Source organism: Fictibacillus sp. WQ 8-8, assembly GCF_024494405.1.
GTDB lineage: Bacteria > Bacillota > Bacilli > Bacillales > Fictibacillaceae > Fictibacillus_C > Fictibacillus_C marinisediminis.
In genome coordinates this window covers 651,075-663,341 of record NZ_JAMXKG010000003.1, presented here as the reverse complement: position 1 = coordinate 663,341, position 12,267 = coordinate 651,075, and the positions used below count along the sequence as shown (strand labels likewise).

Sequence of the window (12,267 nt, the reverse complement as noted above, 5' to 3'; positions counted from 1 at the left end):
CTCTATGGATGCACGGTTTTTCGCTTTTTAAGAGCTGGTACTAACAGTAGTATATAATAGCAGCTATATCATTTCAAGAAAGGACCTATTCGTCAGAAGGCAGAACCCTCATCAATCAAGGCGTTCCGATGTTAACACGCCTTCCTTTTCCAAGAAGCTTCTAAGTGGAGCGTAGGCCGCTTCATGAAAAAGCGCTTCTGAATTGACGAGCCGGGAAGCATCGTTCCTCGCCACCTCGAGCACACGGTAGTCATGCACGATATCTGCGATCTTAAAATCTGGAAGCCCGCTCTGTTTGCTGCCGAAGAAGTCCCCCGGGCCTCTAAGTTCAAGATCTTTTTCTGACAGAACAAAACCATCAGAGGTTTCTGTCATGATCCTCATTCTTTCTTTTCCCTCTTCTGATTTCGGGTCAGCGATTAATATACAATACGACTGATCACTTCCACGGCCGACGCGGCCCCTGAGCTGATGAAGCTGTGACAGGCCAAACCTTTCCGCATCGTAGATCACCATCATCGTGGCGTTCGGTACGTTTACTCCGACTTCTACTACGGTCGTAGATACCAGAACATGGCACTTATTCTCAGCAAATTCTCTCATCACTTCCTCTTTTTCAGAGGAATGGAGCCTTCCATGCATTAAGCCGACCCTGTATTGAAGAAAATAGTGCTGCAGCTGTGCATGTACATCAATCGCATTCTGAACATCCAGCTTGTCTGACTCCTCAATAAGCGGACAAATCACATAGGCCTGTCTCCCTTGATCAAGCTCTTTCTGTACAAAACCTAGGACACGGTCAAGCATGTTATGTTTAGCCCAATAGGTTTCGATGGCTTTTCTGCCGGCTGGCATTTCGTCGATGACAGAAACATCCATGTCTCCAAACACGGAGATTGCAAGCGTCCGCGGAATGGGGGTTGCTGTCATGAACAGCACATCCGGACTTTGTCCTTTTTCGCGCAGCACCCGGCGCTGTTTGACGCCAAAACGATGCTGTTCATCAGTTATGACAAGGCCTAATTGATGAAATACAACCTCATCCTGAATGAGTGCGTGTGTACCAATTAACACATCCACTTCTCCCTCTATAAGCCTTGCTAAAATATCTGCCCGTCTTTTCCCTTTCACAGAACTTGTCAGCAATTCCACCCTAATCTGATGAGGTTCAAGCAGCTGGAGAAGCGAATGGTAGTGCTGTTCCGCCAATATTTCAGTCGGTACCATCAAAGCTCCTTGGCTTCCTGAGGAAAAAGCTGCAAATAGAGCGATGGCTGCAACGACTGTTTTGCCAGATCCGACATCTCCTTGAAGAAGGCGGTTCATCCTGTGGGGAGATGACATGTCCTTTAAAATCTCATGAGTGACCCGCTGCTGGGCATTCGTCAGCGGGAAGGGCAAAGAAGTAACAAACCTGTTGACATCATCCATGCTGAAATGCAGTTTTTCTCCGGCAGACTGTTCACGGTTGATCTTTTTAAACATTTGCATCTTAAGCTGAAAAAGCAGGAATTCCTCATATACCATCCGGCGGCGCGCCTGTTTTAAATGTTCAAAACTCTGCGGAAAGTGCAGGCTGTATAGCGCTTGTTTTCTCGGCCAAAGCTTATAGGACTCCAAACTCTCCTTCGGAAGCACTTCCTCAACCTCCTCACCATATTGGTTGAAGGCGAGTTTGATCAACCGCCTTACTTGCTTCACGCTCATCTCTCCCTTGACCGGATAGATGGGATCGATACTTTCATCTTGCGGCTGCAGTCCAAATTTAATGTCATTAACGGTCAGGGTCATTTTATGAGCATCCCATTTTCCTGTGAGGGTAACCGTCTGTCCAGGTGTCAGCTGCTTTTTTAAATATGGCTGATTAAAAAAGACAGCGGTTATTAAATAACGTCCGATCAGCACCCTGATGCTGAGTTTTGATTTTTTTCTTGGAAAATAACGGAGAGAAGGTTCGCTGTGAACCTTCCCTTCGATTGTTGCCCTCTCTTCATGTTTAACATCGGCCAGATCTTTCAGCTGATGATTGTCATAGCGGAACGGCAAATATGCAAGCAGATCCATCACTGAGACAACCCCAAGCTCTTTCAGTTCTTCTGATTTGCTCTCACCAATCCCATTGATCTCTGTCACTTTTAATTCGTTAAGCTTCATTTTTTATCCAGGGCTATTCCAAATATTTTCGCTTCAAGCTCCCGGGCAGTTGGTGTAGCCGCCAAACCTCCTTGCGCTGTTTCTTTCAGTGCTGTCGGCATGGATTGCCCGATCTTGTACATCGCATCGATGACTTCATCGCACGGAATCCTGCTTTTGATTCCTGCGAGCGCCATATCAGCAGCAACAATTGCATTGCTTGCTCCCATGGCGTTCCGCTTTACACAAGGTACTTCTACAAGGCCTGCAACAGGATCACAAACGAGCCCTAGCATGTTCTTCAGAGCGATAGCCATCGCTTCTGCGGACTGTGAAGGTGTCCCGCCAGCTAGCTCAACAATGGCCGCTGCTGCCATACCGGTCGCTGATCCGACTTCTGCCTGGCAGCCCCCGGCAGCACCTGAAATAGAAGCATTGTTGGCGACTACAAATCCGAAAGCTCCAGAAGCAAATAAAAAGGCGACCATCTGCTCTCTTGTCGGATTTAATTTATCTTTCAAGGCAAAGAGCGTTCCAGGAACCACTCCTGCTGAGCCTGCTGTAGGGGTGGCACAGATGGTTCCCATAGCCGCGTTGACTTCATTGGTTGCGATAGCTTTACTGACCGCATCCAGCATGAACTCACCTGAAAGGCTTTTCCCGCTTTTTAAATAATTCTGAAGGAGGATGGCATCCCCGCCAGTCAATCCGGAATGAGATTTAACATCTTCCGTTATTCCTCGTTCAACAGCTTCTTCCATCACCTTTAAGTTTCTGTCCATCTGGCTGATGATTTCATCTTTCGTCCGGCCCGTAAACTCCATTTCCTGCTCAATCATGATATCTGAAATCTTGCATTCTTTTGCCTCGGCAAGTTCCACTAGTTCGGCAACATTACGAAACATACTTACTTCTCCCTTTCAAGGTTACTCATTAATTTTTACCACTTGCTGAACAATTGGCAGCGATTCAATCTCCTCGATGAGTACCGGGTCTATATTTTGGTCTACTTCAATGATCATGAGAGCTTCTTGTCCTTTTTCTTTCCGTGAAACCCGCATGTGGCCAATATTGATCTGATGCTTGGCGAGAATATTTGCAACTCCTGCGATGGCTCCGTATCTGTCGTTATGAACAATCAGCATTGCAGGATGGTTTCCGCTCAGCTTCAATTCAAAACCGTTAAGCTCAACTATCTCTATTTTCCCTCCGCCGATCGAAATCCCAACCATTTCAATTTTTCCATTCTGGTCACCAAGAATGATCTTTGCGGTATTGGGATGATCGGTCAGTGCATCTTCCTCGGTCATCTTTATATCAATACCTTGCTCTTCTGCCAATGAAAGCGCATCCACAATCCTAGTATCAAAAGTATCAAAATCAAGGATTCCGCCAACGATGGCCACATCAGTCCCGTGTCCGCGGTACGTTTTTGCAAACGAACCATAAAAAGAAATATGGGCATATTCTGGCTTCCTGCCAAACAGGTGGCGGGCGACCCTCCCGATTCGCGCAGCTCCTGCTGTATGGGAGCTTGAAGGCCCAATCATGACCGGCCCGATTATATCAAAAACACTTTTGTATTTCATTCATGTCCCTCCGATAAAAATATATAGCTGACATAAAAAATATTCCCTCCATTACTGTATCATAACTCAACAATAATGGAGAGAACATTTTACCTACTCAACTGAGATAATAAAAGGATATAGCGGCTGGCTGCCTTCATGGACTTCCACTTCTACAGAAGGGAAAGATTCCTCGATAAACTGAACTAAACGTTCCGTATCTTCATCCGATGCATCTTCACCGGAAATCAGGGTGATGATTTCAGAATCCTCATCAATCATTTCCTTTACAAGCTCCTGAACCGCTTCATCTTTATCCGGCATGGAAGCTACGATCTTGCCGTTCAAGATCCCCATGAAATCGCCTTTTGAAATCTCGACGCCATCAATGGAAGTATCTCTTACAGCAAATGTAAGCTGTCCGGATTTTACGCTTGAAAGCGCGTCTGTCATCTTCTTTTGATTTTCTTCCAATTCGGCTGAAGGGTTAAACACAAGCAGAGCCGCCATTCCCTGAGGAACGTTTTTAGAGCGGACGACGATTACATCCTGGTCGACGATGGATGCTGCCTGCTCTGCAGCCATAACAATGTTTCCGTTGTTCGGAAGTACGATTACTTTTTCAGCATTCACTTCTTCAATGGCTTTGACGATATCTTCGGTACTAGGGTTCATCGTTTGTCCGCCTTCAATAACGTAACCGGCACCGAGTGAAGTGAACAATTCTTTAATGCCGCTCCCCATCGCTACGGTAACGATGCCATATGCTATTTTCTCTTGTTTAGCTTCAGGCATCTTAACGGGCACATGTGTCTCAGATTCCAAAATAGCAGTATGCTGCTCACGCATGTTTTCAATTTTAATGTTGATCAGACTACCATGTTTCTGAGCAAGGGTAAGCATGTTGCCCGGCTGTTCCGTATGAATATGAACTTTTACAAGATCATCATCGGCAACAACAAGCAAAGAATCGCCATGCTCGTTTAATTCATTGCGGAATGCTTCCTCACTGAAAGGCGCCTTCTTTAATTTCTCAGGTTCGAATTTCACCATAAACTCTGTACAGTATCCGAAATGGATGTCTTCGGTTTTCATATGAAGCTGTGCTTTATGGTGCTCGGCATTAACCATTTCCTTCATAGAAGGCGATTGCGGAGAAATTTCAGGAAGGTCCTTTCCTTCCAGCGCGGAAAGAAAGCCTTCATAAACCGTCAGAAGGCCTTGTCCGCCTGAATCAACAACGCCTACTTCTTTCAATACCGGAAGCAAGTCAGGTGTTCTGTCCAGGGAAGCTTTGGCTTCCGTTACAACTTCGTACATGACGAAAATGATATCATCACTTTTTTTGGCCGCCTTAACGGCACGTTTTGCCGCATCTTTAGCCACCGTAAGAATGGTTCCCTCGATTGGCTTCATCACAGCCTTATAGGCTGTTTCTACTCCGTTCTCAAATGCTCTTGCAAAGTCAGCCGAAGTAATGGTTTCTTTTCCTTCGATTGATTTTGAAAAACCACGGAAAAGCTGGGATAATATAACCCCGGAGTTGCCTCTTGCCCCCATGAGCAAGCCTCGGGAAAAAGAGCTCGCGACTTTACTGATATCGGGAATTATGTTGTTTTGAACTTCTTTTGCACCAGAAGTAATCGTAAGGTTCATGTTGGTTCCTGTATCCCCATCTGGCACAGGAAAAACATTAAGGGCATCTACCATTGCTGCGTTTTTTGATAAGTTTGCGGCTCCCAATGCAACCATGGCCGCAAACTTTTTACCGTCTAAAACTGTTAAAGACACGAACTTTCCTCCTAACTAAGGGGTTGTTACCCTTACACCCTGAACAAAAATGTTAACAGAATCTACTGAGAGACCCAGCATTTGATCGAGGGTATATTTCACTTTTGTCTGTACATTATGGGCTACTTCAGAAATCTTTGTTCCGTAGCTTACAATAATATACATGTCAATATGTATTTCATCTTCTTCCTGCCGAACCACAATCCCCCGGGAGAAGTTGTCACGTCCTAAAAGTTCGGTAATACCATCCTTTAACTGCTTCCTGGAAGCCATGCCTACAATTCCGTAGCAATCAATAGCAGCGCCGCCAGCAATAGTAGCGATCACTTCCGTAGAAATGTCAATCTGGCCGTATTTATTCTTCATTTCGATGGACATGATGAATCCCCCTTTAATCAATCAATTATGGCTAAACCTCATTTTACTATAAAATTAAGTTTTATGAAAGGACAACTCCATTTGACAATAGTCACAAAGCTGTGTCAAGCCTTTTTACTTGAAATGCGAAAAATCATTTGTTGCTTTTCTTTAGTGGTCATGCTACTATAGGTTAGTATTTAACATACGACTGATATGATACAGTTTTACTGTTATAAAGGAGGTACAATTATGTCACGCAAATGTTACGTTACTGGTAAAGGACCTAAAACAGGAAACAAGCGTTCCCACGCATTGAACAAATCTAAAAAGAGCTGGGGAGTAAACGTTCAAAAAGTCCGCATCTTGGTTGACGGGAAGCCTAAACGTGTTTATGTTTCTGCACGTGCCCTTAAATCTGGAAAAATTGAACGCGTTTAATCGCTCTTAAGACAACGGCATCCCCGTTGTTTTTTAATTTCCAAAAGAAAAAAGCACCCATCAAGGGTGCTTTTTTCTTTTGGATGGAAGTGATTATCCTTTTTTAAATGAACCTAAAACCGCACGTACAAATCCCCCTAAAAACCTAGGCAGTTTAATGGTGTAAAATTTCATCATACCCCTCCTCCAGGCCCTTTGAAAAATAAGACATTCCCTAATAAATATATTCGCTTTTATAAAAATAGTTCCATGCGGCCCGACGCATAAAATATTAATCATGGCTCTTTACCAACATTAATATGCCGCCCGAGAATGAATAAGTACCACTTTTATTTACAAGCTCATTGGAAATGCAGAGAGTAGAACCCATCGGCAAGTATTGATCCTGAAGCGGATATTTGAACCCTTTTAGAGTCAGGCCGGTAACAGGTCCGTTAAATGGAAGGAATGAGACATAGGAGAACTCCGGCTCTTGTTGTATGATATGCGGTCCTGGTGCTGATAAGGCAATCTTATTCTGCCTGTCCCATATTTCAATGTTAATTCCGGCTTCGAGTCCATGAAGGAGCAATTGGATATTGGCCAATTCATGATCCAGGCGCCCGCCCGTAACACCCATTAGCAGGATCTGTTCCGGTTTTTGCTCCAGTGCCCAATCAAGGGCCAGCTCTAGATCGGTTTTATCCTTTTCACTGTCATACTCAAATGAAGGAAGGTTAAATGAAGCCATCCACTCACGCTCACTTCTGTTCACAGAATCGAAATCTCCAAATACACAGCCAGGTATGATTCCTTTTTTCAACAAGTAGAATACGCCGCGGTCAACACCCGCCCAGACTGCCTTTTCGCCGGCAAATAAAGAGAGGTCCGGCTGCCTTTCTTCCGGACCTCCTGCTAAAATGATAATTTTCATGCCGCGTTAACAACTCTTGGATCGGTCCTGTGCAGCAGCCGCGGTGCTTTTTTTGTCAAGAAAATAAAAGCTGCTGCAGTGATCAAAGCAACCGGGATCATGTATGAAGCATTATACACAATGGAGTACAGGACAGGGTTCATGCCTTTTGGGGCGTATGATGCAAAGAATATGACTCCTGATACAACATGGGAGGCCAAACGGAGCAGGCTTCCGAAGGCGATGCCTGCCACAATCGCTGAGATCCTCCTTTTAGATTGGCTTGCCGAACTGACTTTAAACACCCCGGCAAATCCAGCCAATAGGAACGCGAGAGGGTAATCCAGGATCAAACCAGCGGGATTGTATCCTGCAGTTCCATCAACCAGGATTTTAACCATCCCGACAATCAGACCAGTTAATACTCCGCCAGGGACCCCTCTGCGGAATGCCATTAAAAAGATTGGCAGCATCTCCAATGAAACTGAGCCTCCATTTGCCCAAAGCCCTTTAAATTGAACAAAACTAAGTATGATAGCCAACGCTGACATCATCGCCACTTCAGTCAAAAACATAATTTTTTTACTCAAATCAATCTCCTCCTAAACTCATTAAGAAAAGAAAAAAGCAACCGGCATGTGAATGACGGTTGCTTAGCGTTAACAACAGCGACTCCACATTCCTACGCAGGCATGATCCTGCTTCAGGTTCAAAGGGTCGGGAGTGTACTCCCCTCTCAGCCCCTGTATGGGACTCCCCCTGTGGTTACTTTTTTCAATTATTCTCTAATATATTATACACCACGAATGGTACGGATTGCACCCTTTATGTCTTTTTGCCCATAAATGGCTGATCCCGCTACAAGTACGGTAGCTCCAGCTTTCTCACAAAGACGGGCAGTCTCTGCATTCACGCCGCCGTCCACCTCAATTTCAACGTTCAAGCCTTGCTCCTTGATCCTCGCAGATAATACTTCAATCTTTGGCAGCACAGCGTGGATGAAGGATTGTCCACCAAAGCCTGGATTTACAGACATGATGAGTACAAGGTCTATATCAGCCAAAATATGCTGAATGGTTTCAACAGGAGTAGCAGGATTTAATACGACCCCTGCCTTTTTTCCCTGCTCTTTAATTAATTGAATGGTCCGATGAAGGTGCGGACATGCTTCAACATGAACAGTAATGATATCAGCACCTGCTTTTGCAAACTCCGGGATATACCGGTCAGGGTTTTCAATCATTAAATGGACATCAAATGTCAGTTTAGTGAGCGGCCTGATTGCTTTAACGACTAAAGGTCCCATCGTAATATTCGGCACAAAATGCCCATCCATCACATCGATATGGATATAATCAGCACCGTTTTCTTCCACTGCCTTAATTTCTTCACCGAGCTTTGAAAAGTCTGCGGAAAGAATGGAAGGCGCAACTTTTACCATGCTAGTACCTCCGTTTTTGATCCTTGATTTCCTGCAAAAATTCAAGATAATGCTCATAGCGGAACGATGGGATCTCTCCCTCTTCCACTGCTTTTTTTACTGCGCATTTCGGTTCAGAGCTGTGAGTGCAGCCGCGAAACTTGCATTGTGATACCCTCTGTTTCATCTCAGGGAAGTTGTAGGAGAGCTCTTCGGTTTCAATTTCTACAAAGTCCAAGGAGCTGAACCCAGGAGTGTCTGCGATCAAGCCCTCTTCAAAAGGAAGGAGTTCAACATGCCTCGTTGTATGCTTTCCGCGTCCAAGATGATCTGATATGTCATTCGTCTCCAGCATGAGTTCAGGCATCAGCGCATTCAAGAGAGACGACTTCCCTACCCCGGACTGTCCTGCGAAGACGCTCGTTTTTCCTTTAAATATCGGTTTGATGTCATCCATGCCGGCAAGCGACATCGCAGAGGTTGGAATGACCTCATAGCCGAGCTTCTTATAAGCAGCGATGTAATTTTCGATTTCCTTCTGATACTCTGCACTTTCAATCAAATCCATCTTCGTAATGCAGATCACCGGCTGAATGCCATTGTCTTCGATATGAACAAGAAAACGGTCCAGCAGCGAACTTGAAAATTCCGGCCGGACGGCAGAGAAAACGAGAATTGCCTGGTCAACATTTGAAATTGGCGGCCGGTTTAACTCGTTCTTTCTTTCCTTAACATCCATAATGTATCCGTCTGTCGGGTTGGAGGATTCAAATACGACCCAATCTCCGACCACAGGCGTAATTTTCTTTTTACGGAAATTGCCCCGGCCTCTGCATTGAAAGACTTTGTCATTGTATTGTACATAATAGAATCCTGCGACTGATTTAATAATTCTGCCTTCAGTCTTATTGTCCATTGTTCGCTCCTTTGAATTTACCTTCCTTCGCATCTTGATAATTAAATGTTTTTGATGCCTGCTCTTTCCCATTTAAATAAACGGTATAGGAAGCATCATGGTCCGGCGAGACGGTCAAAGGCACCATATACTCTTTCGTCTGGGAAATTTCTTCTTCTACGAAAACAGCATTTTCCTCTTTGGCATCGCTGTAAACAATTCTGACCTGGAATTGTTTATTCTCATCACCCTTTGAAACTTCAACCGTTATTTTATTATTAAATGTGATGTCTTCCTGATCATCAGGCTTTGGTTTGGGCTTCGGTTCTGGTTTCTTGCCCTTTGAAATAACGACATCAACCGTAGAACCTTTTTTGACATTCGTATAAGGTGAAGGTTTTTGCGAGATGACCTTTCCTTCTTCTACGGTATCAGAGTACTCTTTTGTAAAGTTGACTCTAAGCCCTTCCTGCGAGATGTATTTCTCAACATCTTCCCTCGAGGAATTTGACAAGTTCTCAAGCTGAATCGAAGGCGGGCCAGTACTGACACGAAGAATCACCTGTATTTCGCTCGGATTGACTTTTTCCCCTTTATCCGGGCTTTGTGAGACGACCTCACCCTCAGGAGTTTCCTCTGATTCCACCGGTATGGTCTCAATGTTCTTGCTATCGTAGCCTCTTTCGTTTAAGAGGTCTCGTGCAGCATCTTCACCCATTCCGGTAAGATCCAGCATGTCCACTTTCTTAAAGCCTTTAGAAACAAAAAGTGTAACCGTGCTGCCTTCTTTAACCATAGAATGGGGATCAGGATCCTGTTTTATAATTTTCCCCTGTTCCACATCTTCATCGAAGCGCTCTTTCCGCTCGACGTTAAAACCGAGCTTTGCGAGCCGTTCAAACCCGTATTCGTAATCTTTGTGGATAACATTGGGAACAGAAACATCTTTCACTTTAAACCATCCAGGCATGACCACAAAGGCAGCCGCTCCAGCACCTGCGAGCAAAAGCAGTAAAATCAGCAGTACAAGCCACCAACTTTTTTTCTTCTTTTTGGCCGGTGGTTCAGCGGTTTCTTTTAGATTTGAAGCTGGCTTTTCGACTGCTTTGTTCATGGATACCGGAGGCATGATCCGTGTAGCATCTGCCGCATCATCAAAATTGCTCCACCGCTGCTCATGCAGACGGTGAGGAGAGAGCGCCGTATCCAGGTCGTCCATCATTTCAAGAGCACTGTCATACCGGTACACCGGATTTTTTGTCAGTGCTTTAAGAATAATATTTTCAACACTCTGCGGAATTTCCGGATTGATTTTCCTTGGCTCGGGAACTTCCTCCTGAAGATGCTTGAGGGCTACGGATACCGGTGATTCCCCTGTAAACGGAACCCTGCCTGTCAGCATTTCAAACAGCACAACACCTAGGGAATAGATGTCCGATTTTGCATTGGCCACTCCCCCTCGCGCCTGTTCCGGAGAGAAGTAATGGACCGATCCAAGCACTGAGTTCGTATGGGTAATCGTTGCGGATGTGATGGCGAGAGCGATCCCAAAGTCTGTTACTTTTGCCAATCCATGCTCATCAATTAAGATATTATGGGGCTTGATATCTCTGTGTATGATCCCATGCTCATGAGCTGCAACCATTCCTGAGGCAATCTGCCTGATAATCTGTATGGATTCTTCAACAGACAGGCGGCCGTGGTCCCTGATGTATTGTTTTAACGTTTTCCCTTTTACATACTCCATGACTATGAAGTACACGTTATTTTCCTCTCCCACATCAAATATGCTTACGATGTGAGGATGGGCGAGACTCGTTGCCGCTTCAGCCTCTCTTCTGAATCGTTTGATGAACTCCTCGTCGTCTGAAAACTCTGATCGAAGTATTTTAACCGCAACATCCCGGTCAAGGATTAAGTCCTTGGCACGGTATACGATTGCCATTCCGCCATCACCGATGACTTCAAGCAACTTATAGCGGCCGCTTATACGCTTGCCAATCATTTAACTTACTCCCTTTTCCGGTGTCTGGGGCGTATAATGGACGAGTCCAATCGTGATATTATCCTCTCCTCCGGCCTCATTTGCAAGGTTCACAAGTCGATCAGCTTTATCTTCCAACGAGAGGTTGTCATCATTCAGTATGTTTTCCATCGTTTCGCGGGTTACTTTGTTAGAGAGGCCGTCTGAACATAACAAAACGATATCTCCCTCGCCCCAGGAAATCGTTTGAATATCCACATCAATATGGTCATCCGTTCCAAGGGCCCGCAAAATCACATTCTTTCTAGGGTGATTTTCCGCTTCTGTTTCCGATAGCTGCCCTGACCGCACCAGCTCATTAACGAGGGTATGGTCTTCGGTCTTTTGAATCAGCTTTTTTTCAGAAAAATAATAAACGCGGCTGTCACCGATATGTAAAATCGTTAAATAGGAAGGTGTGCAAAGGGCTCCGACAAGCGTTGTCCCCATCCCGCTGCAGTCAATATTCTTATTTGCATACTGATGCAGATCCAAATTGGTCTGTGTTACGGTTTCTAAAAGCCACTCTTCAGCCTTTACAGGAGTCTCCGAAATTTCTTCTGAAGAAGCGTTCCAGGCTTCCTCAAATGACTGGATTGTTTTGGAACTGGCAACATCTCCGGCTTTATGTCCGCCCATGCCATCCGCAATAAGGGCAAGAAAGTGTTCACCTTTTGTGAACACTCCCCCGCTGTCTTCATTATGCTGACGAACTCTACCAGTATCTGTTTTAAAGGCATACTGCAA

13 protein-coding genes and 1 riboswitch are annotated in these 12,267 nt (G+C 44.9%); of the genes, 1 reads left to right on the top strand and 12 read right to left on the bottom strand.

Going from position 1 to position 12,267, the window contains the following annotated elements:
- Positions 1 to 111 precede the first annotated feature (111 nt).
- The 5 genes from recG to M1K46_RS08770 form a co-directional block, all read right to left on the bottom strand.
- Complete coding sequence (gene recG, locus M1K46_RS08790) at positions 112 to 2,154, bottom strand: ATP-dependent DNA helicase RecG (protein WP_256225741.1); 2,043 nt, start codon at positions 2,152 to 2,154, stop codon at positions 112 to 114.
- The gene (sdaAA, locus tag M1K46_RS08785) at positions 2,151 to 3,038 is read right to left on the bottom strand and encodes an L-serine ammonia-lyase, iron-sulfur-dependent, subunit alpha (protein WP_062231698.1); all 888 of its coding nucleotides are present in this window, start codon (positions 3,036 to 3,038) and stop codon (positions 2,151 to 2,153) included. The genes recG and sdaAA overlap by 4 nt, the downstream gene beginning before the upstream one ends.
- A gap of 21 nt (positions 3,039 to 3,059) precedes the next feature.
- Positions 3,060 to 3,722, bottom strand: a complete 663-nt coding sequence (gene sdaAB, locus M1K46_RS08780) for an L-serine ammonia-lyase, iron-sulfur-dependent subunit beta (protein WP_256225739.1) — start codon at positions 3,720 to 3,722, stop codon at positions 3,060 to 3,062.
- A 93-nt stretch (positions 3,723 to 3,815) separates the two neighbouring features.
- Complete coding sequence (locus M1K46_RS08775; RefSeq protein WP_256225737.1) at positions 3,816 to 5,492, bottom strand: DAK2 domain-containing protein; 1,677 nt, start codon at positions 5,490 to 5,492, stop codon at positions 3,816 to 3,818.
- A gap of 15 nt (positions 5,493 to 5,507) precedes the next feature.
- Positions 5,508 to 5,870, bottom strand: coding sequence for an Asp23/Gls24 family envelope stress response protein (locus M1K46_RS08770; protein ID WP_256225736.1), 363 nt, complete (start codon positions 5,868 to 5,870; stop codon positions 5,508 to 5,510).
- A 231-nt stretch (positions 5,871 to 6,101) separates the two neighbouring features.
- Between M1K46_RS08770 and rpmB the strand changes: the two genes are divergently transcribed.
- Complete coding sequence (gene rpmB / locus M1K46_RS08765) at positions 6,102 to 6,290, top strand: 50S ribosomal protein L28 (RefSeq protein ID WP_053354532.1); 189 nt, start codon at positions 6,102 to 6,104, stop codon at positions 6,288 to 6,290.
- A 93-nt stretch (positions 6,291 to 6,383) separates the two neighbouring features.
- On the opposite strand, the gene spoVM is transcribed toward rpmB, so the two are convergent.
- The 7 genes from spoVM to M1K46_RS08730 all read right to left on the bottom strand — a co-directional run bounded on the left by spoVM (position 6,384) and on the right by M1K46_RS08730 (position 12,267).
- A complete protein-coding gene (gene spoVM, locus M1K46_RS08760; protein ID WP_053354533.1) occupies positions 6,384 to 6,464 on the bottom strand; it encodes a stage V sporulation protein SpoVM in 81 nt (26 codons plus the stop codon).
- Positions 6,465 to 6,561: 97 nt separating this feature from the next.
- Positions 6,562 to 7,203: a thiamine diphosphokinase gene (locus M1K46_RS08755; RefSeq protein ID WP_053354534.1), complete on the bottom strand. Its 642-nt coding sequence runs from the start codon at positions 7,201 to 7,203 to the stop codon at positions 6,562 to 6,564.
- On the bottom strand, positions 7,200 to 7,772 hold the full coding sequence (gene thiT, locus M1K46_RS08750) for an energy-coupled thiamine transporter ThiT (RefSeq protein ID WP_256225734.1): 573 nt from the start codon (positions 7,770 to 7,772) through the stop codon (positions 7,200 to 7,202). Before thiT ends, M1K46_RS08755 begins: the two co-directional genes overlap by 4 nt.
- 72 nt (positions 7,773 to 7,844) lie before the next feature.
- Positions 7,845 to 7,952, bottom strand: a riboswitch (TPP riboswitch).
- 23 nt (positions 7,953 to 7,975) lie between these two features.
- Positions 7,976 to 8,623, bottom strand: coding sequence for a ribulose-phosphate 3-epimerase (rpe, locus tag M1K46_RS08745; RefSeq protein ID WP_256225733.1), 648 nt, complete (start codon positions 8,621 to 8,623; stop codon positions 7,976 to 7,978).
- 1 nt (position 8,624) lies between these two features.
- Positions 8,625 to 9,518: a ribosome small subunit-dependent GTPase A gene (gene rsgA / locus M1K46_RS08740; RefSeq protein WP_053354536.1), complete on the bottom strand. Its 894-nt coding sequence runs from the start codon at positions 9,516 to 9,518 to the stop codon at positions 8,625 to 8,627.
- Positions 9,508 to 11,502: a Stk1 family PASTA domain-containing Ser/Thr kinase gene (gene pknB, locus M1K46_RS08735; RefSeq protein ID WP_256225732.1), complete on the bottom strand. Its 1,995-nt coding sequence runs from the start codon at positions 11,500 to 11,502 to the stop codon at positions 9,508 to 9,510. Before pknB ends, rsgA begins: the two co-directional genes overlap by 11 nt.
- Positions 11,503 to 12,267: a Stp1/IreP family PP2C-type Ser/Thr phosphatase gene (locus M1K46_RS08730; RefSeq protein WP_053354538.1), complete on the bottom strand. Its 765-nt coding sequence runs from the start codon at positions 12,265 to 12,267 to the stop codon at positions 11,503 to 11,505. It abuts the gene before it with no gap.